22 protein-coding genes are annotated in these 25,231 nt (G+C 34.8%); 19 read left to right on the top strand and 3 right to left on the bottom strand.

What is annotated here, in order from left to right:
- Positions 1-271 precede the first annotated feature (271 nt).
- The 11 genes from pta to Bccel_RS01815 all read left to right on the top strand — a co-directional run bounded on the left by pta (position 272) and on the right by Bccel_RS01815 (position 10,955).
- Positions 272-1,270, top strand: coding sequence for a phosphate acetyltransferase (gene pta / locus Bccel_RS01770; protein ID WP_036946305.1), 999 nt, complete (start codon positions 272-274; stop codon positions 1,268-1,270).
- A gap of 42 nt (positions 1,271-1,312) precedes the next feature.
- Positions 1,313-2,506 (top strand): acetate/propionate family kinase, encoded by a 1,194-nt coding sequence (locus tag Bccel_RS01775; protein ID WP_036946306.1) that lies wholly within the window; start codon positions 1,313-1,315, stop codon positions 2,504-2,506.
- Between the two features lie 315 nt (positions 2,507-2,821).
- Positions 2,822-3,436 carry a potassium channel family protein gene (locus Bccel_RS01780; RefSeq protein WP_036946308.1) on the top strand — a complete coding sequence of 205 codons (615 nt, stop codon included), beginning with the start codon at positions 2,822-2,824 and terminating at the stop codon, positions 3,434-3,436.
- A 10-nt stretch (positions 3,437-3,446) separates the two neighbouring features.
- Complete coding sequence (locus Bccel_RS01785) at positions 3,447-4,115, top strand: potassium channel family protein (protein WP_036946310.1); 669 nt, start codon at positions 3,447-3,449, stop codon at positions 4,113-4,115.
- A gap of 18 nt (positions 4,116-4,133) precedes the next feature.
- On the top strand, positions 4,134-4,928 hold the full coding sequence (locus Bccel_RS31950) for a potassium transporter TrkG (protein WP_276326211.1): 795 nt from the start codon (positions 4,134-4,136) through the stop codon (positions 4,926-4,928).
- A 26-nt stretch (positions 4,929-4,954) separates the two neighbouring features.
- Positions 4,955-5,494, top strand: coding sequence for a potassium transporter TrkG (locus Bccel_RS31955; protein WP_276326236.1), 540 nt, complete (start codon positions 4,955-4,957; stop codon positions 5,492-5,494).
- Positions 5,495-5,775: 281 nt separating this feature from the next.
- On the top strand, positions 5,776-6,444 hold the full coding sequence (locus tag Bccel_RS01795) for a class I SAM-dependent methyltransferase (RefSeq protein WP_036946312.1): 669 nt from the start codon (positions 5,776-5,778) through the stop codon (positions 6,442-6,444).
- 242 nt (positions 6,445-6,686) lie between these two features.
- A complete protein-coding gene (locus tag Bccel_RS01800; protein WP_081927332.1) occupies positions 6,687-8,741 on the top strand; it encodes a YgiQ family radical SAM protein in 2,055 nt (684 codons plus the stop codon).
- Between the two features lie 31 nt (positions 8,742-8,772).
- Positions 8,773-9,234, top strand: coding sequence for a GNAT family N-acetyltransferase (locus tag Bccel_RS01805; protein ID WP_050752988.1), 462 nt, complete (start codon positions 8,773-8,775; stop codon positions 9,232-9,234).
- Between the two features lie 167 nt (positions 9,235-9,401).
- Positions 9,402-10,256, top strand: a complete 855-nt coding sequence (gene folD / locus Bccel_RS01810; RefSeq protein WP_036946314.1) for a bifunctional methylenetetrahydrofolate dehydrogenase/methenyltetrahydrofolate cyclohydrolase FolD — start codon at positions 9,402-9,404, stop codon at positions 10,254-10,256.
- A 36-nt stretch (positions 10,257-10,292) separates the two neighbouring features.
- Entirely contained in the window at positions 10,293-10,955 is a 663-nt protein-coding gene (locus Bccel_RS01815) for an ATPase (protein ID WP_036946316.1), read from the top strand.
- A 121-nt stretch (positions 10,956-11,076) separates the two neighbouring features.
- On the opposite strand, the gene Bccel_RS31140 is transcribed toward Bccel_RS01815, so the two are convergent.
- Positions 11,077-11,331 (bottom strand): hypothetical protein, encoded by a 255-nt coding sequence (locus Bccel_RS31140; protein WP_242853229.1) that lies wholly within the window; start codon positions 11,329-11,331, stop codon positions 11,077-11,079.
- A 281-nt stretch (positions 11,332-11,612) separates the two neighbouring features.
- On the opposite strand from Bccel_RS31140, the gene Bccel_RS01825 reads away from it, so the two are divergent.
- From Bccel_RS01825 to Bccel_RS01845, 5 genes are all read left to right on the top strand, one after another.
- A complete protein-coding gene (locus Bccel_RS01825; protein ID WP_036946319.1) occupies positions 11,613-11,963 on the top strand; it encodes a cupin domain-containing protein in 351 nt (116 codons plus the stop codon).
- Between the two features lie 429 nt (positions 11,964-12,392).
- The gene (locus tag Bccel_RS01830; RefSeq protein ID WP_050752989.1) at positions 12,393-13,856 is read left to right on the top strand and encodes a cellulase family glycosylhydrolase; all 1,464 of its coding nucleotides are present in this window, start codon (positions 12,393-12,395) and stop codon (positions 13,854-13,856) included.
- A 149-nt stretch (positions 13,857-14,005) separates the two neighbouring features.
- Positions 14,006-14,269 carry a 30S ribosomal protein S15 gene (gene rpsO / locus Bccel_RS01835; RefSeq protein ID WP_036946321.1) on the top strand — a complete coding sequence of 88 codons (264 nt, stop codon included), beginning with the start codon at positions 14,006-14,008 and terminating at the stop codon, positions 14,267-14,269.
- A gap of 262 nt (positions 14,270-14,531) precedes the next feature.
- Entirely contained in the window at positions 14,532-16,637 is a 2,106-nt protein-coding gene (locus Bccel_RS01840) for a polyribonucleotide nucleotidyltransferase (protein WP_036946323.1), read from the top strand.
- Positions 16,638-16,855: 218 nt separating this feature from the next.
- Positions 16,856-18,109, top strand: coding sequence for a M16 family metallopeptidase (locus Bccel_RS01845; RefSeq protein ID WP_036946325.1), 1,254 nt, complete (start codon positions 16,856-16,858; stop codon positions 18,107-18,109).
- Between the two features lie 75 nt (positions 18,110-18,184).
- Here Bccel_RS01845 and Bccel_RS01850 read toward each other — a convergent pair whose 3' ends face one another.
- Positions 18,185-18,373, bottom strand: coding sequence for a hypothetical protein (locus Bccel_RS01850; RefSeq protein WP_050752990.1), 189 nt, complete (start codon positions 18,371-18,373; stop codon positions 18,185-18,187).
- 413 nt (positions 18,374-18,786) lie between these two features.
- On the opposite strand from Bccel_RS01850, the gene Bccel_RS01855 reads away from it, so the two are divergent.
- The 3 genes from Bccel_RS01855 (at position 18,787) to Bccel_RS01865 (ending at position 24,190) form a co-directional block, all read left to right on the top strand.
- Positions 18,787-19,389: a DUF3592 domain-containing protein gene (locus Bccel_RS01855; protein WP_036946327.1), complete on the top strand. Its 603-nt coding sequence runs from the start codon at positions 18,787-18,789 to the stop codon at positions 19,387-19,389.
- A gap of 23 nt (positions 19,390-19,412) precedes the next feature.
- Complete coding sequence (locus Bccel_RS01860; protein WP_050752991.1) at positions 19,413-22,487, top strand: stalk domain-containing protein; 3,075 nt, start codon at positions 19,413-19,415, stop codon at positions 22,485-22,487.
- Between the two features lie 209 nt (positions 22,488-22,696).
- Complete coding sequence (locus tag Bccel_RS01865) at positions 22,697-24,190, top strand: carbohydrate-binding protein (protein ID WP_036946329.1); 1,494 nt, start codon at positions 22,697-22,699, stop codon at positions 24,188-24,190.
- A gap of 85 nt (positions 24,191-24,275) precedes the next feature.
- On the opposite strand, the gene Bccel_RS01870 is transcribed toward Bccel_RS01865, so the two are convergent.
- Positions 24,276-25,061, bottom strand: coding sequence for a pseudouridine synthase (locus Bccel_RS01870; protein WP_036946331.1), 786 nt, complete (start codon positions 25,059-25,061; stop codon positions 24,276-24,278).
- Between the last annotated feature and the right edge of the window lie 170 nt (positions 25,062-25,231).

The following is a 25,231-nucleotide window of genomic DNA, read 5'->3' on the forward strand; positions in this document are numbered from 1 at the left end:
TTCAATAAAATTTATTTATATCTATAAATTATGCGGAGTTTTAATCAAGAATGCACTGATATCAAGTGATACAGGCACAATAATTTCTTGTTACTGCCTAAGTTGGGATAATCACTTCATGATTTTTTAAAATTAAATCTTGTATACAATAAACAATTTATATTATAATATCTATGGCTGAAAACACTAGTCATATCAGGTGTTATGACCTGGTGATAATAATAACACATATCTAAAAATTATACATATTTATATTGAGAGGAGTTTAAAAATGAATTTCTTAGAACAAATAAGTCTTAGGGCAAAATCCGATCTAAAAACAATAGTATTACCTGAAAGTTCCGACATCAGAACACTAAAGGCAGCGGCTTTAGTGCAGGAGAAGGGTATAGCGAATATAGTTCTTGTGGGTAATCCCGAAGAAATAAAAAAATTATCAGGGGATCTGGATATCTCGAAGGCGAGAATAGTAGATCCCTTAAATTCTGACAAATTTGACGAATATGCTAATGCATTTTATGAGCTTAGAAAAGCTAAAGGGATGACTATTGAAAAGGCAAGAGAGGTAATGAAGGATAGCCTCTACTATGGAGTTATGATGGTAAAAATGGGAGAAGCAGACGGAATGGTTTCCGGTGCTATACACTCTACAGCAGATACATTGAGACCTGCACTTCAGATATTGAAGACAGCACCTGGTACAAAGCTAGTATCAGCGTTCTTTGTAATGGTTGTTCCAGATTGCGAATATGGTGAAAAAGGTACGTTTATATATTCAGACAGCGGACTTGTTGAAAATCCTAATGCTGATGAGTTGTCAGAAATTGCTATCGCATCAGCAGGTTCATTTAAAGCTCTTGTTCAAGCGGAACCAATAGTTGCGATGCTTTCATATTCTACTTATGGAAGTGCAAAGAGTGAACTGGTTGATAAGGTGATAAAAGCAACTGCATTAGCTAAGGAAAAGGCACCTCATTTAGCACTTGATGGAGAACTACAAGCAGATGCAGCAATTGTTCCTTCTGTTGGAAGCTCAAAGGCACCTGGAAGTAAAATAGCTGGTAAGGCTAATGTTTTGATATTCCCTGACCTCAATGTAGGTAATATCGCTTACAAATTGACCCAGAGGCTTGCAAAAGCTGAAGCTTATGGGCCTATTACACAAGGTTTGGCAAGGCCTGTGAACGATTTGTCAAGAGGATGCAGTGCTGAGGATATTGTTGGTGTTGTTGCAATAACTGCAGTACAAGCACAGAATATGTCAAAATAGAAATATAGAGAAAATAATATTATGTAAGATGGGAGAATAAAAATGAAAATATTAGTTATTAATACAGGAAGTTCTTCATTGAAATATCAATTGATAGATACCATGAATGAAGCAGTACTGGCAAAGGGAAACTGTGACAGGATAGGTATTGAAAATTCATTTATAAAACATACAAAAATGGGATCTGACGCTGTAGTAATCGAGAAGGATATGGCTAACCATAAGGTTGCTATTCAGCAGGTTCTTAATGTTTTGACAGATAAAGATATCGGGGTTATTTCAAACATGTCTGAGATAGCAGCTGTTGGACATAGGGTTGTACACGGCGGAGAAAGATTCCATGATTCAGTAATAATTGATGATGAGGTTATGAAGGCATTGAGAGAATGTATTGAGCTGGCACCTTTGCATAATCCGCCAAATATTATTGGTATTGAGGCGTGCAAGGAAGTTATGCCGAATACTCCTATGGTAGCGGTTTTTGATACAGCATTCCATCAGACTATGCCAAAGCATGCATATCTATATGCATTACCATATGAGATTTATGAGAAATATGGAGTAAGAAAGTATGGTTTCCATGGAACTTCTCATAAATATGTTGCAAATAGAGCAGCAGAGATACTTGGTAAATCCATTGAAGATTTAAATATCATCACTTGCCATCTTGGTAATGGTGCAAGTATATGTGCAGTAAGAAAAGGAAAATCAGTAGAAACAAGTATGGGATTTACTCCCCTTGCAGGTCTTGCTATGGGAACAAGATGCGGTACAATAGACCCTGCTGTTATTTCTTATCTTATGGACAAGGAAAAAATGTCAGTTAAAGATATAAACGATTATTTGAATAAAAAATCAGGGGTACTTGGTATATCAGGCGTAAGCAGTGATTTCAGAGATATTGAAGCTGCTGCAGACGAAGGAAATGAAAGGGCTTCTTTAGCAATAGAAATCTTCTGTTACAGGGTTAAAAAGTATATCGGAGAATATGCTGCAGTTATGGATGGTGTTGATTTACTTATCTTTACTGCCGGTATAGGTGAAAATAATCCTCTAGTAAGAAAGAAAGTTCTTAGCGGTATGGATTATATGGGAATTGATGTTGATTGGGAAAAGAATGAAGTAAAGGGCAAGGAATTGGATATAAGTGCCCCAGGTTCAAAGGTTAAGACAATGGTTATTCCAACTAACGAAGAGCTTGCCATAGCAAGAGAAACATTAAAACTGCTAAAGTAATAAGATTTAATATATAAATTATACAGGAAGTTATATTTTCAACATGTTTAAAAAAGAGCTGTACCTGATTTTGTATTTAGGGCAGCTCTTTTATATTAAGGAAATTAGTCCTGTGATATTAATTTAGGCATGAATGAAATTTAGCGGAAGTTATTTTTTTGATCATGACATATTGAAGGATTTTTTAAAAAAAAGTAGTATAGATATAAATGAAGTTTTTTGACGTTTGGGAAATTGTGGTGTGTGCTACACTGCAATTTCTTTGGTAATACTTATTATATAAAAAAACTTAAAGATGTAATTGGGAGATTTAATATGCAAATTATAATTATAGGATGTGGAAAGGTTGGCTCCAAATTTGCACAGATGATGTCAGATGAAGGTCATGATGTAGTAATTGTTGACAGTGACAGCGGTGCCTTTAAATCTTTAGGACTGGCTTTTAACGGTTTGACAATTACAGGTGTTCCCATTGATCAGGACATTTTAAAGCAAGCTGGTATTGAGACAGCTGACATTTTAATTGCATTAACCCCTGACGATAATATCAATATTATGGCCTGTCAGGTTGCAAAGGAAATATTTAATGTTCCAAAAGTACTTGCGAGAATTTTTAACCCGGAACGAGAAGATGTATTTCATCAATTCGGTCTAGATACCATTTGTCCTACCAATGTTACAGTAGATGTAATAAAATCCTTTGTTTTCGAGGATAAGGATGTAACAAAATTTAATATAGGGAGCAATTTAATTTCTTTTAAGAGGGAAAAGGTACAAGAAAAATATGAAGGTAAAAGAATTTCCTCGATTAAATTGAAATCAGGGCTTTTTGTATTTGGGATTATCAGAAATGGAACATTCAATTTTGCATATCCCTCACTGAGGCTAAATAAGGATGACACATTGCTTATTTCAGAAAAGATTGATTAGGAGGAATCGAATGTTTATTGTTATTGTAGGTGGAGGTAAAGTGGGGTATTATCTTATTAAAAGCTTAATTCCCCATAATCATAAGATTGTTGTATTTGACCCAGTAGCTGAAATATGTCATAAAATCGCAAATGAGTTAAACATACCTGTCATAAATGGAGACGGTACTGATATTGATAAGCTTACTAAAATTGGTTTGTCTGATGCAGATATATTTATTGCGGTTACAGGTAAGGATGAAGATAATCTTATTGCGTGCCAGCTGGCAAAGAAAAACTTTGGAGTAAAAAGAACCATTGCAAGAGTTAATAACCCCAAGAATATTACTGTTTTTGAACGATTGGGTGTTGATATTGCAGTAAGCAGCACATCCATAATTACAGACCTTATTGAACAGGAAGTTGATGACTCGGGCATTAAAACTATAATGAAGCTGAAAAAAGGAAAGATTGTTCTGACAGAGATAGATGTTAGAAGTACCCATGCAATATGCGATAAGTTATTGAAAGATATTCAACTTCCAAGGGATTGTATACTTATATCAATTATAAGAGATGATGAGATAATAATACCAAATGGTTACACTATGATAAAAAGCGGTGATTGTATCATAGCTGCAACATCAAAAGAAAAGCAGCAGGAATTAAAGGAATATTTTCTTAAATCCAGAAAGCTATAAGAGGATTGGTGCTATTTTATGATGAAATTAACTATTAAATATAAAGATAAAAAAATATTTTATATGAATCCAACCAGGCTTATCGTTCTTAGCTTTATTTTACTGATTGTGTTAGGGGCATTTTTTCTAAACCTCCCTATAGCATCAAAAGACGGTAAAAGTATTGGAGTATTAGGTGCTTTGTTTACCTCAACATCTGCCTCATGTGTTACCGGACTTATTTACAGGGATACTCTGTCTCAATGGACTACCTTCGGACAGCTGGTTATTTTGTCCCTGATTCAGGTTGGCGGTTTGGGTATAATTACATTAACCATGTTCTTCTCAATAATTTTAGGAAGAAAGATAAGTTTAAAGGGTAGGGCTCTTGTTCAGGAATCCCTTAATTCGTTTAGTATTGATGGAGCGTTGAAGCTTCTTAAAAGGGTACTCTTAGTTACAGTACTAATAGAATTTATAGGTGCTGTTTTACTGTCAATAAACTTTATTCCCCGATTTGGTCTGCGTGGAATTTATATGGGAATTTTTCATTCCATAAGTGCTTTTTGTAATGCAGGTTTTGATATAATGGGAAATCAAAAAAGTTTCACAGACTATAATGGGAATCCGCTGATTCTTTTCACAATGGCTTTCCTAATAATAACAGGCGGTCTAGGGTTTATCGTTTGGGAAGATATATTGGAATATAAGAGAAAGAGATCTTTTTTACTACATACGAAAATTGTTTTTGCAACAACTGCATTATTACTGGTACTGGGTACTATCTTATTCTTTTATTTGAATATAATAATTCCTATACAACAGGAGGCTTAAATCTTTTTGAAAAGATAAACGCTTCTATTTTTCACTCTGTTGTCACAAGAACTGCTGGTTTTAATTCCCTTCCCCTTGATAACATGACGGAACTATCAAAGGTAACAACAACCATACTTATGTTTATTGGGGGTGCTCCCGGTTCTACTGCAGGAGGAATAAAGGTAACAACCTTCAGTATAATTCTTATTGCAATAATTTCGCAAATAAGAGGTTCAAACCCTGTAGTCTTCAATAACAGTATTTCTTTTACAGCACTTAGCAGGGCAATTGCAATTATCGGTTTGGCGGCTATTTGGGTCATTGTTGTCACTACTCTTATTTTAGTAGTTGAAGGGGATAAGCATCGATTTTTAAATATTTTTTATGAGGTCACTTCAGCTTTTGGTACTGTTGGACTTTCAGCAGCAAATACTCCTGACCTTCATATATTTAGTAAGATTTTATTGATGATTACCATGTTCATAGGTAGAGTTGGGCCTGTTTCATTTGCAATTGCAATTACAATAAATAACAATATGGATAAAGATAGAATTTACCCTGAGGGAAAAGTTATTGTAGGGTAAATGTATCTTTATGGAGTCGGAATCCATTCAGATTAACCCTAGGGAGTGAAGAATAGAATGACATACCGAAAGAAAATATAGTATATTTAAAAAGGTGCTTAAAAGAAGCCTAGGTATAGAAAAGCCGGATCATGCTCCTGGTATTTATCATTCTTTGCAGTGGGGAAATTACTTTAATCCTGGTGTTGAAGTACAAAATAGGTTTATGATACTATATGTACTGACGGCAATAGAATTTTTGTTATATAGTATCCACTTTAACCAATACATAGGAGGATTAAGTGAAGGATAAGATAATTGAAAGTTTTGATAGGATTTCATCATTTGAAGACAAATGGGACCATAACAGATTCTATTCCAAGCTTGTCTTAAAAGAAATTGGAAGGGATAATGACAGTATATTAGATATCGGGTGTGGTACCGGTGAATTTACACAAAAGGTTGCACAAAGGGCAAAGCGTGTTGTTGGGATAGATATTTCCCCCAAGATGGTTAATGAAGCTAAGAAGAGGCATTCTGCCAACAATATTACTTATATAGTTAAGGACTTTGATGCTATTGATGTAAAAGAGCAATATGATTGCATTGTAAGCATAGCAACATTTCATCATTTATCTTTAGAAAGTATTCTTTCCAAAATAGATAAAATGTTAAAACCAGGCGGGGTGCTAGTAGTACTTGATTTGTATGATAGAAAGGGTTTATTGGATTTTTTGTTGGATATTATTGCTGTGCCTACAAATCTCATTATAAATAGAATAAAAAACGGGTCTAAAAGAATTAATAAAGATGAGATTAACGTATGGAATGAACATATAAAGCTTGATAAATATATGACTATAGAGGAATTACGAAAAGTATACCATGAGAACTATGGATGGGATGTAATGGTTAATAGACTTCTTTTTTGGAGATATATGGCCGTTTATAGGAAAATGGAGATTACATAGTTGGAAAAAATGATATTAATAGTATTAATAGAATCAATACTTATAAGTATATATTAATTTGTTTTAAAATGATTAATCCATTATATTTGGCACAGAATAATAATGAGATGCTTTTTTTATGTTTAGTAATTTCCAAAAAAATAATTGGCAAACTGGAGATTTCAAAAATATTGATTTTGCTGTTCTACACCGTAAAAACTAACCAAGGAAATTTTTGAAATCTTTTTGATAAGGGAGAATATATGAGTTTTTTACCTGTTAACAGAAAAGATATGGAAGAAAGAGGCTGGGATGAGCTGGACTTTCTGTTTATAAGCGGAGATGCTTATGTTGATCATCCAAGCTTCGGACATGCTATAATTACCCGGATTTTAGAAAGTGAAGGCTACAGAGTGGGAATAATAGCACAGCCTGACTGGAACAAGGCTGAAGACTTCCTAAGGATGGGTAAGCCAAAGTTGGGTGTATTAATTGCATCAGGGGTTATTGATTCAATGGTAAATCATTATACTGCCAGTAAAAAGCCAAGATCGGACGATGACTATTCACCGGGCGGTAAAGCTGGGAAAAGACCCGACAGAGCAGTAATAGTGTATGCAAACAAAGTAAAGCAGGTTATGAAGGATGTGCCTGTCATTATAGGCGGATTGGAGGCTAGCCTTCGAAGGTTTGCCCATTATGACTATTGGGATGATAAAGTGAGAAGATCAATTCTGGTTGACTCCAAGGCGGATTTACTTATTTACGGTATGGGTGAGAAGCCGATTTTGGAAGTGGCGGAAATGCTTAATAAGGGAATACCTGTTCATAAGATAAAAAACATTCGTGGAAGTGCTTATATATCTGGGAGGGAAGAGCTGCCGGGCTCACTTAAAAGCTATATTGAGAAAACAGGAGAAAGGGACAATTCATCCCTGCTTACTCTTGTTCCTTCATATGAAGAGGTTTCAAAGGATAAAAGAAAGTATGCAGAGGCTTTTAAAGTACAGTATGATGAGCAGGATGCCATTACAGGAAAAACAATTATACAAAAGCATGGTGACAGGTATCTTGTTCAAAATCCTCCTGCTTATCCCGTTGAAACGAAAACGATGGACAAGATATATTCCCTTCCTTATGAGAGAACATATCACCCGTCATATATTGAGGCTGGTGGAATACCTGCCATTGAAGAGGTTGAATTCAGCGTAACAAGCCATCGCGGATGCTATGGAGGATGTTCTTTTTGTGCTCTTAACTTTCATCAGGGAAGGGCAATACAGATGAGAAGCAAAGCATCTCTTGTAAACGAAGCTAAAAAGCTTACATGGCTTCCAGGGTTCAAAGGTTATATTCATGATGTGGGAGGACCTACCGCCAATTTTAGGATAAAGGCCTGCAATAAACAGGTTAAAAGCGGTGTATGTAAAGGGAAACAATGCTTGTTTCCAGAGCCGTGCAAGAATATAATCGTGGACCACAGCGAATATTTGGATATTCTAAGGGATATAAGGCAGCTTCCCGGAATCAAGAAGGTTTTTATAAGATCGGGTGTAAGATATGACTATCTTATGCTGGATAAAAACGATAAATTTTTCAATGAACTTTGCACACATCATGTTAGCGGACAGCTTAAGGTTGCTCCTGAACATGTTGTTGACAGGGTGCTTGAAAAAATGGGAAAGCCGGGAAGAAAGGTTTATGACAAATTTACAAAAAAGTTTTATGAGATTAATAAAAATATAAATAAAGAGCAGTATCTTGTTCCATATTTCATTTCCAGCCATCCTGGAAGTGACCTTGAAGCTGCTATAGAACTAGCGGAATATTTAAGGGATTTAGGCTACAATCCTGAACAGGTTCAGGATTTCTATCCTACACCAGGGACTCTTTCAACCTGCATGTACTATACAGGGCTTGATCCAAGGAATATGAAGCCAGTTTATGTACCTAAGAGTCCAAAAGAGAAAGCTATGCAGAGGGCACTGCTCCAGTTTAGAAAGCCCCAGAACTATGATTTGGTATATGAGGCATTAAAAAAGGCTGGAAGGGATGATCTTATCGGTTTTGGCAAAAGTTGCCTTATAAGGCCAAGGCGTGTAGCAAGATTAATTTCAGGAGAGACAAAAAAAGTTGGAAAGAATGTGGAAAAGTCAGGTTTGAAAGGAAATAGTGAAAGAAAATCAAGAGCAAAAGTAAATGAATTAGTGACAAGGAAAAAAAGAGGGGACAGGGATGTCGTTTCTAATGATAAAAGAGGCAAAAGAACAAATATTGAGAAGCCTGCTGTAAAGATGAAAACAAGAAAAAGGCATTAACCAAAATAAGATAATTATGGGGGGAATACATATGGAACAGAACAGCATTAAAGCCGTTACAAGGCATGATATTGATAGAATTGCAGCTTTACGTACAAGCATATTTAAAGGCATTGGGAAAATTGAAACAGCTGAGGAAGAAGAGTCTTTAATAGCAGTAAACAAACAATATATGTTAGAGCTTTTTGATAAAAATTGTTTTTGCGGTTTTTATGATGAGGTTGAGGGAAGAATAATCTCAATTGCTTTGGGAGTAATACTGGCTTTTCCTCCAATCAATATGGAAAATCAGGGCTTACGGGGTTACATATATAACGTATATACAGATAAAGGGTTCAGAAACCATGGTAAAGCTACAATGCTGACCCAAATGCTTGTTGATGAGTTAAAAAGCAGGGGTGCAGTAAAGATAGAATTGGATGCAAATGAGAATTCAATAGAAATTTATGAGAAAATAGGGTTTAAAATATCTGAAAATCATATGGTTTTGTGATTTTAAAATTGACATAAGTATATTGATTAAATACAATATACAATGGGTTGATTAATGAGATGAATTAATCACATGTATAAAATATTCGGATAATGTATTTTTTAAAATGCCCTTGCTAATGATTAAATTAAAAATTTATCATATTAATGAAAGGAAATAATAAAGATATGGCTGCTACAGTTATTAGTGGAAAAGATTTGGCGAAAAAGGTAAAGGACAACCTTAAAAATGATGTGGAGGCACTTAAAGCTAAAGGTATTGAGACATGCCTTGTTGTTATAATTGTAGGTGATGATCCTGCATCAAGGGTTTATGTAAATAATAAGAAAAAGGCATGCGAGGAAGTAGGAATAAAGTCAATTGAATATGCATTAGGTGCTGATACAAGTGAACAAGAGCTACTTACACTAATAGACAAGCTTAATAAGGACAATAGTGTAAACGGAATATTGGTACAGCTTCCGCTTCCTAAGCAAATAAGTGAAGACAAGGTCATAATGGCTATAAATCCTCAGAAGGATGTTGATGCGTTCCACCCTATCAACGTAGGTAAGATAATGACAGGCAATCCTGATTTTATGCCTTGTACGCCGGCTGGGGTTATAAAGCTTATAGAAGAAACAGGAATAGACATTGCAGGTAAGGAATGTGTAGTTGTAGGAAGAAGCAATATAGTAGGTAAGCCCCAGGCCATGCTGCTTTTGGCTAAAAATGGAACGGTAACTATATGCCATTCGAGAACCAAAGACCTTGAGGATGTTATAAGAAGGGCAGATATTCTAGTAGCCGCAGTTGGAAGGCCTGAGATGATAAAAGGCAGTGCCATAAAGCCTGGAGCGGTAGTAATAGATGTAGGAACTAACAGAACAGAATCTAAGAAGCTGGTTGGAGACGTAGAATTTTCATCTGCTTGTGAGGTGGCTTCATACATAACTCCTGTTCCTGGAGGGGTTGGTCCGATGACAATAGCAATGCTTATGGAGAATACGGTTAAGGCTGCCAAGATTCAGGCCGGACTATAATTAGAATTTATATTGAGACGAAATGAGATGGCCTTTATGGATCATGATGCAGAATTGGAACAGTTAAAAATTAAATATGACAGTATACGTAAAGTTTTTTTCAATATGAAAGGCAAGGAAGAACAGCTTCAGCAAAGAAAATCCGAGTTGGAAGTGCAGCTTCAGAAAATTTTAGATAATATTGATTTGCTGGAAAAGGTCAGTGTTCTTTTGAAAAAAGCCTCTGAGTATGCAAGGGAGCAATCAAGGCTGCAGATAGAGTCTCTTGTCACCAATTGCCTTCAGTTTATTTTTAATTCTGCTCTTGAGTTTAAAATAGAAATAAATGAGGTAAGGGGCAGGCCGGAAGCCGAGTTTTATGTGCTGAGCAACATAAATGACCAGATTATAAAAACCAGGCCTCAAGATTCAAGGGGCGGCGGTGTTGTGGATGTTGTTTCACTTGCTATTAGAATAGCAATGATAGAATATGGAAGTATGAATATAAACGGTCCTATTATACTAGACGAACCGGCAAAACATGTGAGTGACGATTATATTATACAGGTAGCTGAATTTTTAAAGCAGATAAGTACCATGTTTCGAAGACAAGTTATTATAATAACTCATAACAAGCACTTAAATGAAATTGCAGATAAATGGTTTTATGTGGATATGGTGGATGGTGTAAGCAAGGTAACTTTTAATGATGAACTATAAACCATATAAGGTATTAAGGAATAATTAATTGGTCAATGGGGTGTTTTAAAAAGCTGGAAATAGTTGAATTAATATTTCCAGCTTTTTATTTTAATATTTAAAATTTTCACATTAAAACTTATTATTCCTGGATTTGGCCATCAATTATAATAACTGTACTTCCGGCAGGCTCAAAATCGTTGTCCACAGCAAGGTAAAATGTTATAGAGTGTTCACCAGGCATGGTAAAATGAAGGTTATTCCAAATCAGAACGTTAAAAAAGGTGTTATCCTTTACCTCTACAGCGCTAATTGCTGTCTCGTGCATAATTTCATTTAATGGATTTACCAGCCTGAATTTAAAATTGCTGATTCCATTTGGTACATTTGCTACCATGGTATAAGTCACAAAGGATAAAGTTGCCTGTGGAGCCTTGTAAAAAGGATTAAAAAGAAGATCCCTGCCATGTAGCCTTGTGATTTCATCAAAAACAAGTATATTAACAATCGCTGGCGATATGTTTTTTATATTAATCCCACCTTTTAGTTATTTGAGATGCCCTATAATAAAATTATTGTACTAGAATATGAAACTTACTTCAATAATATTTAAAAATTAATTGTTTTAATATAGAATGTTATTAAGACAATTAAAATTTTTAAGGAGGAAATGAATGTATGATTAGTCGCGGTAGTGAAATGTTTAAGGAAATAAAGGAACAAATGAGGGGCGGCAAGGGTTCTGTAGAAATAACTCATATTTTAAAACAGGATGAGATAAATGGAAAAGCAAGGCTTATAGCTAAGGTATCACTGAATCCGGGATGCTCAATCGGATGGCATGAACATGTGAATGAAGAGGAAATTTATTATATCATTAGGGGAAAAGCATTGGTTGATGATAATGGAGAGAAACATGAACTAAATCCAGGAGATGCATCTTTGACCGTTGGAGGAAAGTTTCACTCAATAGAAAATATAGGTGATGATGTTCTGGAATTTGTAGCAATAATATTGCTGTATGTTTAATCCTTTGTGCTATACTTTTTGATAAAATTAAATAAATTTAATCTCAAAAATGAATCAAGGGCTCCAAAATTGGAGCCCTGTCATTTTTGGGTCTTTTTGTTTTTTATCCGGGAAAACAAAAGAGAACCGTTCAATAACGATAATTAATTATATTATACAGTATTTGTCATAGTTTAGCAAGTCTAATGTTTATATTTTTACATTAATCCCCCTTAATATATTTAAATAACAAATAGGTATACCTTTTAAGAATTAATCCAATATGATAAAATATGTAATATATAATAATTCATTGTTAATTTGTGTTAGTAGCCGAACTTATTTCAAACCACATTCACTGCAAGCCTAACAATCCTTCCTGCTTAAAATATATATAACGTTCCATTTATCATAACGGGGAAGGTAACAAATTATATGGGGGGTATTAAAATGAGAAAAAAAGTGTACAAAATCGTAAGTGTTACAATGCTGGTAATCATTATGGTTTCCGCATGCCTTGTGGGAAACATTAATATTGCATCAGCAAGCGGGCCTTATTCAGGAAGGCTGACCGGAGTTAACTGGTTTGGGTTTGAGACAAGCAATTATGTTGTTCACGGCATATGGGCGAGGGATTACAAATCGGTACTGCAGCAGATTAAAGACTTGGGATTTAATTGCGTAAGAATACCATGGTGCAACGACATGATAGGTAAAAAACCGAATAGTGTTCAAATTAACGCAGTTGGGGTTGATCCATACACAAAAAAGACTGGCTTGAATCTTGATTTGGAAGGACTCGACAGTTTGGGCATACTGGATAAAATTATCGGAGAAGCGGGAAGATTGGGACTAATGATTGTGTTGGACAATCATTCACGTCAGGCTGGCGGTTATATGACCGAAACTTTATGGTATACTGCAAAGACATCTGAAGAAAAATGGATTAGTGATTGGGTGATGATGGCTAAAAGATATAAGGATTATGAAAATGTTGTAGGTTATGACTTAAATAATGAGCCTCACGGTAACCTTACTCAGGGAATGAAGCCCCCGGCAACCTGGGGTTATGACGAAGAGGGTTACGGAAACACTGACTGGAAGGCAGCTGCTGAAAAATGCGGAGTTGAGCTTCTGAAAGTAAATCCTAATGCACTTATTATAGTTGAGGGCGTTGAAAATTACAAAGGTGCAAATTACTGGTGGGGTGGTAACTTAAAAGGGGTTCGTGATTATCCTATAACAAAGATTCCAAAAGCTAATCTTATGTATTCACCTCACGAATACGGACCTGAAGTTTATCCACAGTCATGGTTTACCTCACCCGATTTTCCCAACAACCTGCCTCAAATTTGGGATGAAAATTTCTGGTTTGTTCAAAAGGAAAATATTGCACCGCTATTTATAGGCGAATTCGGTATAAAAGATCCTACACCAGGAAAGACGCCTGCAATTTGGTTAAAGACATTTATGGAGTATGCAGGTAAAAAATGCTCATGGACATACTGGAGTATGAATCCTAATTCTGGTGATACAGGCGGTATATTAAAGGATGATTGGGCAACAGTTGAACAAGCTAAAGTTGATGCCATCAAAGCATATTTGGCTCCTCAAATGCCTCCGTTTAAAGTACCTCAAGATACTTCCAACCCACCTTCAAGTACTCCTTCTGAATCAAATACGCCTCCAGCTACTCCAACACCAACAAAGCCTTCAAATTCGACAGTGCTAGTGGCAGAGGATATTAATGGGGATAGTACTGTTAATATGACTGATATCATGGAAATTGCTAAGCGTTTTGGTGCGGTTGCCGGTGATGCCAGGTATAAAATTAACTGTGACTTGAATAGTGATGGGGCGATTAACATGACAGATGTTATAATGATTGCTAAAAAGTTTGGCTTTACATATTAGTAATATTTTAGCTATTCCTTAATTCAAACTTTACATTTCAGAAATATTATGTTAAAATATCAGTTGCAGTTATCAACCATTTGCTCGGTTGTTGGAAGACTCCGACCAATTACCTGGCTGATGGCGATTATTAAACAGGAGGAAATAAAATGTTAAAAGAAAAGAAAACCGAAATTATCAACAAATTTAAACTCAGTGAGAACGATACCGGATCGCCTGAAGTACAGATCGCGATTCTTACAGAAAGAATCAACCATCTTACAGACCATCTTAGAACTCACAAGAAGGACCATCACTCAAGAAGAGGATTGTTCAAAATGATAGGTGCTAGAAGAGGCCTTTTAGACTATCTTCAAGATAATAGCATTGAAAGGTATCGTGCAATTATCGAAAAATTGTCAATAAGAAAATAATTATAATGAGCGGAGAAGCCGCTCATTATTTAATTATCGGAAAATGCTGAATTATGAAAATTTGTTATGCTAAATAATAACTTTAATAATTAAAATGTTAAAGTCAAAAAATAATAAGGATCAAAAATGATTAATAAAAAATAAATTAAGAATAAAGCTTCAGGCGGTAGAAGGTAGATTGTGTGCCAAAATAAAGACATTCCTAAGTTTGACACAGAATCTACATGCTACAGTCTGTGGTTTATAATAAAGGAGGAATATTATGCTAAATGTTTTTACTATGGATTTGGCAGGTAGGAAACTTGTAATTGAAACAGGAGTTATGGCACAGTTTGCAAATGGTTCCGCACTTATAAGGTATGGCGATACTGTTGTTCTTTCATCAGCAACATCATCTTCAAAGCCTAGGGATGGTATAGACTTTTTCCCTTTAAGCGTTGACTATGAAGAAAGATTGTATGCTGTAGGAAAGATTCCTGGCGGCTTTATAAAAAGGGAAGGTAAGCCTTCCGAAAAGGCAGTACTTACATCAAGGGTTATTGATAGACCTATAAGACCGCTTTTTCCCAAGGACTTAAGAAATGATGTAACAGTTGTAAATACTGTTATGTCTGTCGAGCAGGATAACTCACCTGAAATTGCTGCTATGATAGGAGCATCTATTGCTTTGAGCATATCCGACATCCCTTTTAAAGGACCTATCGGTGGTGTTGTGTTAGGATTGGTTGATGGTGAGATTATAGTAAACCCTAATACCGAACAACGGGAAAAGAGCCAGATGTATGTTACCCTTGCAGGAACCAAGGACAAGGTTACTATGATTGAGGCAGGTGCCAATGAAGTTTCCGAAGAGCTTATGTTAAAGGCCATTAGAATCGGTCATGATGAGATAAGAAAGATCGTTACATTTATTGAAAGTATAGTTGAAAAGGTTGGAAAACCTAAATTTGAATATATATCAGCTGACGTTCCGAAGGAAGTATTTGAGGCAGTTTATGAAGTTGGCTATGAAAAGATGAGACAAGCAGTATTGACAGATGACAAGTCAGTTAGGGACCAAAATGTTACTGCTCTTACAGAGGAGATACTAGCTGAGCTAGCTGAAAAATTTCCTGAGATGGAGACTTCAATAAAGGAATCTGTATATAAGCTTCAGAAAAAGGTTGTAAGGGAATATATATTAAAGGAAGGCAAAAGGGTGGATGGAAGAAGCTTGGATGCTATAAGGCCATTATCAGCTCAGGTTGGCATTCTTCCAAGAACACATGGATCAGGGCTTTTCCAGAGAGGACAAACTCAGGTTCTTACAATAGTAACACTAGGAGCTATGGGCGAAGTTCAAATGCTTGATGGAATAGAGCTTGACGAAACGAAAAGATATATGCATCACTATAATTTCCCAGGATACTCGGTAGGAGAAGCAAAGCCTACAAGAGGACCAGGAAGAAGAGAGATCGGTCATGGCGCTCTTGCTGAAAGGGCCCTGGAGCCAGTTATTCCAAACGATGTTGATTTTCCATATGCTATAAGACTAGTTTCAGAAGTTCTTATGTCAAACGGTTCTACATCACAGGGAAGTGTTTGCGGTAGTACTATAGCACTTATGGATGCAGGAGTTCCTATTAAGAGTCCTGTAGCAGGTATATCGGCAGGTCTTGTAATTGATGAAAATAATCCTGAGAAGTTTGTAACATTTATGGATATTCAGGGTATTGAGGACTTCTTTGGAGATATGGACTTTAAGGTTGCAGGTACTAAGGAAGGTATAACTGCAATACAGATGGATATAAAAGTTGATGGTTTGACTGAGGAAATAATAAAGCAGGCCTTTGAACTTACAAGAAAAGGACGTATACAGATAATAGATGATGTAATATTAAAAGCTATTCCGGAGCCTAGAAAAGAGCTTTCCGAATATGCTCCGAAAATACTTACAACTAGTATAGATCCTGATAAAATAAGAGAAGTTATCGGACCAGGTGGGAAGATGATAAACAAGATAATAGCTGAAACAGGCGTTAAGATTGATATCGAGGATGACGGTAAGGTATACGTTTCATGTTCCGATGTCAACGCCGGAAGAAAGGCTATAGGTATTATAGAAGGTATCGGAAGGGATGTTGAGCCAGGTCAGATATTTATGGGCAAGGTTATGAGGATTATGCCTTTTGGTGCATTTGTAGAATTCCTGCCGGGCAAGGAAGGACTTGTGCACATATCCAAGCTGGATACCAAGAGAGTTGAAAAAGTTGAGGATGTAGTAAAAATCGGCGATGAGATTATGGTTAAGGTTATGGAAGTTGATAAACAGGGAAGAATTAATCTCTCAAGGAAAGATGCTATGGCTGAGACTGCACCAAAAGAATAAGATTTATCAAAGAGTCACTAAATATTTATAGAAATAGTATAGTATTATATAAGGCATGAATGAAAAATTACTTCCGCTTATCGTAGCGGCTGGTCGTTTAGCTTCGCTAAACTGCTCGCCATGCATCCTAGGTGTTAACGAGTTAAGTCAACACATGAGCGAAATTTATAGCGGAAGTTATTTTTTAACCATGACTAAACCATGCAACCGGAGGAATAATGTTCAAGAGAACAATACTTGAAAATGGGGTTAGAATAGTATGTGAAAAAATTCCTTACGTTAGGTCTGTTTCAATAGGTATATGGGTTGGAACAGGATCGAGAAACGAAAACAGGGATAATAACGGTATTTCACACTTTATTGAGCATATGCTTTTTAAAGGAACAAATACCAGAAGTGCCAAGGATATTGCAGAAAGTATTGATAACATTGGTGGGCAGTTAAATGCCTTTACAGGAAAAGAATGTACCTGTTATTATACCAAAACCCTTGATACACACATAGATATCGCTCTGGATGTATTATCCGATATGTTCTTTAATTCCAAGTTCGATCAAAAGGACATTGAGGTTGAAAGAAAAGTAATAATCGAAGAAATAGGTATGTATCAGGATTCTCCAGAAGAACTTGTCCATGATGTTTTGTCTGAGACAATCTGGCAGGATGATACATTGGGATATCCTATTTTGGGAACGCAGGATAGCCTTAAGGGAATAACTCGTGAAAGTATCGTGGACTATATAGGCAAAAACTATGTGACAGGAAATTCGGTTATTTCTGTTGCTGGGAATTATGATGATGATGCTCTTATAGGCATGATTAATGAAAGGTTTTCCAAATGGCCCAAAACAGACACAAGTAATAATGAATATAATACCGCAAAATTTAAACCAAATTCCATATTTATGGAAAAAGATACTGAACAGGTTCATATGTGCATTGGGTTTAACGGCATCAGCCACGGCAGGGATGATATATATACCTTGCTGGCCGTTAATAATATTTTCGGAGGCGGAATGAGTTCGAGGCTGTTTCAGAAGATAAGGGAAGAGAAAGGATTGGTATATTCTATTTATTCTTACCCTGCTTCATATAAAAACAATGGACTTTATACCATTTATGCGGGAATGAACCCTGAGCACATGGAAAAAGTGATTGAACTTGTTGTCGCTGAAATAAAGGAAATTAAGAAAAGCGGTATCAGTAAAGAGGATTTGGAAAAATCAAAGGAACAGTTAAAGGGAAATTATATTTTGGGCTTGGAGAGCACTAGCAGCAGGATGAACAGCATAGGTAAATCAGAACTGATGTTAGGAAGAATATATTCACCTGATGAGATTTTGAAGAAGATTGATGATATTAGCATGGATAATGCTTCAAGGATCATTGATCAGATATTTGATTTTGACTTAATGGGTTTTTCAGCTGTAGGAAGCATTAAGAACAAGATAGAAGTGAAGAACTTTATATAAGTCTCACAATAAGAGTTTAAATAGTAGTCTCGTAATCTTTTGGTAAAGGTTATGGGACTTTATTTATGGGGCAATTTATATTACATTACCTTTTTTCCTTGCATTGGAATCCATTATTGAACCTGTAGAGATGCCAATGCTCATTCCAAAGCACATTCCCAAACTCATACCAATAGGTAGAAATTCTCCTTTATTTGATGTTAATCCAACAACCATTCCACATAACATACCCAATGATGTTCCCATAGACATATATAATCCCATATAGTGACCTGCTGTTATCAGCTTATGCTTTTTACACAAATGTGAAACAATTTTTTTAAGGTTAATCATGTAATTTCTTAAATGAGATTTATCAATATAACTTAAATTATCCAATAATTCATTTTCAAATATACTTAGTAAATATTTGCAGTGCCTTAACATTTTTTGCACCAAGGTTTGATTTTAACACATTTATCTTCTCAACAATTTTCTGATTAGTTTCCATTAGAGACCTCTACCTTTAATATATTTGCAACTATTATATTATAGCATTTAGAATATGTTATTGGTATAGCTGGATATGATTCTATAAATGAAAGTGTATGGGACTTTTCATATCTATACTCCCAGTGATATAATTTAATGATTGAGGTTTAGGCAGTGAACTGTATAATTAAGATCGGGTGAATTTTATGGGGAGTAAGGTAATTACCAAACAAAAAGTATCAAAATTAATACCCTTTGCGATGCCAATTATATTCATAACAGTTGTTGCAATAATAAATCAGGCTTTCTATTGGCCAATTATGGTGCAGCTTTATTTATTGTATTCATCCTTGGTATTAGCAATATATTGGATATCAAAAAGCGAAAATAGAAAAAGAGTAGTGCATATAATCATTTTCTTTATTATTGTACTTGTTTTTTCACTTGTATCAATAAGCCATTTTCATAAAGTAACAAATTCAATTATTACTACTGGGACAATTGATTATATTGATCTATCAAGAGCTTGGAAAGGAGATGCACATGAATTAACAATATCTTTTACTGATAAAAATAATAAAAAGATTTCTTTTAGAGATATTGTGGGATATAGCAGTAAGTATAAAACAGGCGATTCTATTTGGGTAATTTGTGATAAAAAGGATAATAACATTGCTGAAGTTTATGATTCAGGTGACATGTGGCTTCCGCTCTTTGGAGTATTATTTTTTTTATTAATCTTAATTGGTAACCTTTTAACTAAAGATAACAAGACTAATAAAAGAATTATTCATAAAAGAAAACATTAGAAATATTTATTGGGGGATTTGAAATGAAAAAAAGAATAAGAATGGTAAACCTGTTAACATTGGTGGCAGTAGTATTAGCCATAATTGTGACTAATGTAACCAATTGCTGTGCTGCTCAAAGCGATGCTTACGGCTTTATAAAGGTGGCAGGTGCAATAGGTTTAAAATCAGATGGATCTTTATGGTCAATACCGCAGGATGATGGACAAAAATATAGCAGAATAGCAGATGGCTATTTGGATATTGACACAGATAAATATGAACACTCGTACATAGCATTAAAAAAGGATGGAACTCTTTGGGTTTGGGGCAAAAATTCCATGGGTCAGTTTGCTCTAAATAATATAAAAGAAAGTGAAAAACCAATAAAAATACTTGATAATGTTAAAGCAATATCAGGTTTGTCTGCATTAAAAAAAGATGGTTCATTGTGGGCCTGGGGCGGAGATGTTTTTTACGAAAAGGAATCAAAGGTTAACAAGCCTGTATTTCTTTATGGAGGTGTAAAATCAATTGCATATGGCAGCAATTGTATTTATGTTATTGACAATAAGTCTACACTATACGCTATCAGAAACTATTACTGCGGTTCTGAGCTCAGTAAGGGCAATAAGGTTAAGATTGCTGAAAATGTTAAGTTTGCAGCTAATAATTGTTATATTACAAATGATAATAAACTTTGGGAAATAATGCTTACTCAAAAAGATATTGATGATAATCCTTCAGTCATTAATTACAGTTATGATTTTCATCCAAGATTGGTTCTCACAAATGTAGTTTACACCGATTCAAATGATGATACATCTTTTGAGGAAGTTAACGGTACAAGTTGTGCAATAAAGGACGACGGCAGCTTATGGGTATGGAATATGCATGATATGCCATATGGCACTAAATGTAATAGTCTGCTGCCTCAAAAATTAATGACTGGAATAAAATATGCAAAATGTGGAGTCGATAATGTCAAGATTATAAAAAATGACGGTTCAGTTTGTTTTTATGGGTTTATGTGTCCTAAAAGCATTTACTCTATCCCCAAACTTTTGGATAGGAATATCATTAAAGTATATGATGATTTTTCATGGGTACTTACAAAGGATGATACTTTAATTGGGGGCCTATTTTCTGGGTATGAAAGCAAAGGGAGTATTGTTTGTAAAGATGCTTCCAAAAATGTAAAATGGGATTCAAGCAGTGCTGTAATAAATAAACCTGATGGAGGCAAGATTGAATATACGTTTGAAAACGGTGGATTTTATGTTAAGGAATATGATTTCGATTTTAAGAAGAGATTTGGCGAAATAATAATAAAGAATGACAATACTATGTGGGAAGAAGTGCATCAAGAATTCGGCGGACCGATTTATAAAAAAATTGATATTGATGGATCAAACATTAAATGGATTTATTCAAATTTTGATTATAATATGTACATTCTCAATAATGATGCTACCTTATGGGTAAGTTTTGGTAAGTATATTCCCGATGAGGATGCGGGCAGTGTTGAATATCAACCTCCTGTTAAGTTGTTGGATGATGTTAAGGATTTGGAATTTAAAAATAACCATACATTTGCAATAACAAACAGCGGTGACTTGTATGGATGGAACTACAGGTCTTATTTTCCGGGAATGAATATTAAGCCGGTAAAGAAGTTTATGAATGGCGTTGATTCTTTTGATAGAAAAACAGAAATATTTGATATTATAAAAAAAGACAAATCCCACTGGAATCTTAGATTACCTGTAATGGAAAACAATGTTAATGATATTGAAATTGATGAAAACGATGTAAAGAAAGAAAATGAGGATTTTTATGAGAAAATCGCTCAAAATGCTTATAAAGACATTGATAATATGGAGGGCTTAATTAGTTACAGCCAATACTACTACATAAAGGAAAACGGAGAGCTTTGGGTCAGAGGATTTGGTGATATTTCTTCCTTAAGTGACTTTAACCAAAATGTTCATTTGGATTTTGGAAAGGTTATGGATAACGTAGTCTCTGCAGATCATGATGCGAGTCATTACCGGGGATTAGCACTTTGTAAGGATGGCTCATTGTGGGAATATGGAATGGTTTTGACAAACGAGCACATAATGGTGAATCAAGACATAGCACCAAGGAAAGTTATGGAAGATGTAAAGGAATTTAAAATAAATTGCAACTCATGTGCTGCGGTAAAAAAGGATGGGAGTTTGTATGTATGGGGTGACAACCAATTAGGGCAAATGGGAAATGGAACAACCCAATTTGTAGAAAAGCCCCAAAAGATTCTTGATAATGTGGATAATATTTTTATAGGTTACTATTCAATGACTGCATTAAAGAAAGATGGAGTTCTTATGGGGTGGGGACGTGGATTTTATGAAATATATCAAAAGGCATTTGTTAATAACCCGATAAGGATTGAGGCCGCAGGCAACAAAATATACCATACAGGATATGAAGCTGTTGGTGTAGGTGAGGATATAGACGTTCAAGTAAAGATTAACGATGCAGGTTATACCAAAAGCGTAAAACTGGTTTTAGCAGGAGGCCAGAATATTTTACTTGATAAATGTTATTCCGGTTATTTTATTGGTAGAATACCTGAAATTAAAAAGGCAGGCAGTTTAAAATATCATATAGTTGCATCGGATGATAGTGGCAATGAAATTAAATCAAAGGAATACAATATTGGTATTGTGAAAAATGATAATGTATTGATGGATTCTCAAAATGGTGAGTTTATAGCTAAAGCTTTTAGGTTTGTTATAGATGGGAAAAAAGTTGTTAATGAGTATAGTCCATTAATCTTGATAAAAAATGGCAGAACATTGGTACCTGTAAGTGCTATGGCAAGTTTATTGAAAGCAGAAATCAAATGGGATGAAGCGACAAAAACCGTAAATATAAGCAAAAATGAAAAAAATATTTCCATAAGAATCGGAAGCAGGGAAGTAGCTGTTGGCAAAGAAAAAGTAAATATCGATATGCCTGCAATAATTGTTTATAACCAAACTATGCTGCCCCTAAGATCGGTGTGTGAATTGCTTGGAGCAGAGGTTTCACTGGATGCAGAAAATCAAGAAATAAATATAAAATTAATTAATTGAAAAGTGACTAATGGATTTTGTGAATGTACTTAAAAAATGTAAAACAAAATTGACAATATGTGTGCTTGGTATTATAATAATATCAAGCATATTGTATATCTAGATTTACGTATCGGACACAGAAAAAATCAATTATACATATTTTTGCTCAGCAACATAAGGAGATAGTTGATTTTAGCAGTTCTCAAATTTTCAAGGAGGGATTTACTATGAAGTCTAAAAAATTAGTTATTTTTGTGTTAACAATAGTGTACGGAGTATCTTTAGCATTCTCTTATTCGCATGTTAACTTCAGTGAAAAAAGCTTCGCAGAATCTTTTACTACAATTGATGTGGCTGTAATTTCGGCACCAACCCCAACCCCTACACAATCGAAATTAACAGCTATTGATAATTCAGTTCCAGCATACTTTTCACAAAAAGGGGAGTGGAGTATAGAGAATTTTGGTTACGGAGGCTCCTGTATATCCACTACAAAAATAGGTAGTACTGCAATGTGGAAGTTCAGAGTTCCCGTAAATGGTTATTATGATATTACAGCATTAATCCCGGATGGAATTGAAAATGCTTTAGCAAAATATACCGTTTTTTGCGATGATCAATATATTGATAGTTTTTATAATGTAAATTCAAAAGGGAATTTTAAATTAAATAAAAATTATGGAAAGTTCATGCAATTTATGAAGGACAGCGTAATTAAAGTAGTTATCAAGTCTGTATCTGATGGAAAATGTATTGCCGATGCCATGTCCTTTAATAGGCTGGAATACGCACCGACACCACTTCCAACATCACCTGCCGGGTATTCAAGACCTATAATGGTTGAGGCTGAAAATTGCAGTTCTACAGGAACTGTAATAGAAAATGGATATATAAGTTCTTGTAATGACGGAGATTATATTGTCATGGAGAATGTATTATTGAGTGGTTATTCAGGTTATGACAGTGCTGATATATTCTCAGTAAACGCAGCTGTTGCAGCAACAGAGGGAAAGACCGGAAAACTGGAGATAAGGATGGACGGTTTGGATGGAACTCTTATAGGTACAGTTCAGTTAAAAGATACTGGTGATGGATTAACAAAGTTTAGTGAACAAGCTTATATGTTAGATCGTATGAATGCTGATTTTAAGGCAAAGGATGTATATATAATTTACAAGGGAGATGGAACCTGCAATCTTGATTGGGTAAAATTTTCCAGGCATTCAAAACCTGAACCGGCACAAAGTGAATTCCTTGATCTAGATCCTTTGGGTAAAAAGATATGCGGTTATATTAAAGCAGGTTTTGATTCAACAAACTCATTAATAAATGCCGGATTCATTGTTGAGACATTGATGGGATCATATGTACTTACTGATTCTAAAGGATATTTTGAGTTGAATTCATTTAATAGTTCGCCTGTTTCGTTGAAGGTAAGCAAAAAAGGTTATCTTGATAGAAAGATAATCAATATTGATATCACTGATACAACCATTATTTCTACAGAGGATAAGCCTATTGAAATGTGGCCGGGTGATATTGTTAAGGATAATGCAATCAACATGGTAGATGTTATTGATTTGGCTAAAGCTTTTAATAGCAAAGAGGGAGACGAACTTTACAACACTGCATGTGATATAAATATGGATAAAGTGATAAATATTGCAGATATAGTAATAATTGCCAAGTATTTCGGTAAAACGATTAATGACTATAAATGATTTATATTAAAATAAAATAGAATAAAAAATGCACTGGAATTTCCGGTGCATTTTTATTCTATTTTAAGCAAGTATAAGAGATTTCTTAACCATTCCTAAATAACAGTTTCATTTCCAAGTCTGTCAAGGGCCTATAGTGACCTTCTTTCAGAGACTTGTCTAACAATAATCCTCCAATGGAAATCCTTTTTAAATATATCACATGACAACCAACCGCCTTTAGCATACGTTTAACTTGGTGCTTACGGCCTTCGGTAATTGTAAGATATCCTGATATAACTGTCTGATTATTAAGGTATGAATTTATATTGTTTAAATTCTCAATAGAAATTTCATGCCTAAAATCTTTATATATTCCATATTTGTGTATTTCTATTTTTGCAGGTTTTGTTAGAACCGCATCTTTTCCGATAGAAATTCCATGCTCCAATCGCTTTTTATCCTCATCATCTAAAGAGCCTAAAGCCCAAAAACAATACGTTTTTTCAATATGCTTTTGTGGATGCATTAGTTTATGTTCAAACTCACCATCATTAGTAAGCAGCAGCAATCCCTCAGTATCTTTGTCCAATCTGCCAACATGAAACACTCCCCTCATTTGGGCGTTGTCTAAATAATCAAATATTGTTTTATTAACAGTATCTTTTTTGGCTGTAATACAGCCGGAAGGTTTATTAAACATGTAATATACTTTTTCAGTATAATCAACTATTTTACCATCATACTCAACAATATCAGAATTTTCATCAATTTCTTTCGCAGGTACTGTTATAACTTTTCCATTTACATTAACCATACCTTCTTTTATATAAATACGAACATTTTTTCTTCTTCCAATGGATGATTGTGCTAAAAATTTATCTAACCTCATATTTGATATTCGCTTTCTAAGTGTATGTGAGAATATAACTGCAGTCATTTTTTTACAGCAGGGATTATATTCGATTTACACCATCTTGTTTTCTGCTAACACATTATGGATGACATTATATCATTTACATCATTCCGTTGGAATAATAGGTTCAAAGTATTTGTAGTTTA

Origin of the sequence: Pseudobacteroides cellulosolvens ATCC 35603 = DSM 2933, assembly GCF_001262605.1 — a bacterium.
In the GTDB taxonomy this organism is placed as follows: Bacteria; Bacillota; Clostridia; order Acetivibrionales; family DSM-2933; genus Pseudobacteroides; species Pseudobacteroides cellulosolvens.

Coding starts and splice junctions, on each gene's coding strand:
- pta (WP_036946305.1), top strand. CDS start 272: ATGAATTTCTTAGAACAAATAAGTCTTAGGGCAAAATCCGATCTAAAA.
- Bccel_RS01850 (WP_050752990.1), bottom strand. CDS start 18,373: ATGGGATTATATATGTCTATGGGAACATCATTGGGTATGTTATGTGGA.
- Bccel_RS01805 (WP_050752988.1), top strand. CDS start 8,773: ATGGAACAGAACAGCATTAAAGCCGTTACAAGGCATGATATTGATAGA.
- Bccel_RS01840 (WP_036946323.1), top strand. CDS start 14,532: ATGCTAAATGTTTTTACTATGGATTTGGCAGGTAGGAAACTTGTAATT.
- Bccel_RS01870 (WP_036946331.1), bottom strand. CDS start 25,061: ATGAGGTTAGATAAATTTTTAGCACAATCATCCATTGGAAGAAGAAAA.
- Bccel_RS01785 (WP_036946310.1), top strand. CDS start 3,447: ATGTTTATTGTTATTGTAGGTGGAGGTAAAGTGGGGTATTATCTTATT.
- Bccel_RS01800 (WP_081927332.1), top strand. CDS start 6,687: ATGAGTTTTTTACCTGTTAACAGAAAAGATATGGAAGAAAGAGGCTGG.
- Bccel_RS01855 (WP_036946327.1), top strand. CDS start 18,787: ATGGGGAGTAAGGTAATTACCAAACAAAAAGTATCAAAATTAATACCC.
- Bccel_RS01865 (WP_036946329.1), top strand. CDS start 22,697: ATGAAGTCTAAAAAATTAGTTATTTTTGTGTTAACAATAGTGTACGGA.
- Bccel_RS31140 (WP_242853229.1), bottom strand. CDS start 11,331: ATGGTAGCAAATGTACCAAATGGAATCAGCAATTTTAAATTCAGGCTG.
- rpsO (WP_036946321.1), top strand. CDS start 14,006: ATGTTAAAAGAAAAGAAAACCGAAATTATCAACAAATTTAAACTCAGT.
- folD (WP_036946314.1), top strand. CDS start 9,402: ATGGCTGCTACAGTTATTAGTGGAAAAGATTTGGCGAAAAAGGTAAAG.
- Bccel_RS01830 (WP_050752989.1), top strand. CDS start 12,393: ATGAGAAAAAAAGTGTACAAAATCGTAAGTGTTACAATGCTGGTAATC.
- Bccel_RS01860 (WP_050752991.1), top strand. CDS start 19,413: ATGAAAAAAAGAATAAGAATGGTAAACCTGTTAACATTGGTGGCAGTA.
- Bccel_RS01845 (WP_036946325.1), top strand. CDS start 16,856: ATGTTCAAGAGAACAATACTTGAAAATGGGGTTAGAATAGTATGTGAA.
- Bccel_RS01825 (WP_036946319.1), top strand. CDS start 11,613: ATGATTAGTCGCGGTAGTGAAATGTTTAAGGAAATAAAGGAACAAATG.
- Bccel_RS31950 (WP_276326211.1), top strand. CDS start 4,134: ATGATGAAATTAACTATTAAATATAAAGATAAAAAAATATTTTATATG.
- Bccel_RS01780 (WP_036946308.1), top strand. CDS start 2,822: ATGCAAATTATAATTATAGGATGTGGAAAGGTTGGCTCCAAATTTGCA.
- Bccel_RS01775 (WP_036946306.1), top strand. CDS start 1,313: ATGAAAATATTAGTTATTAATACAGGAAGTTCTTCATTGAAATATCAA.
- Bccel_RS01815 (WP_036946316.1), top strand. CDS start 10,293: ATGGATCATGATGCAGAATTGGAACAGTTAAAAATTAAATATGACAGT.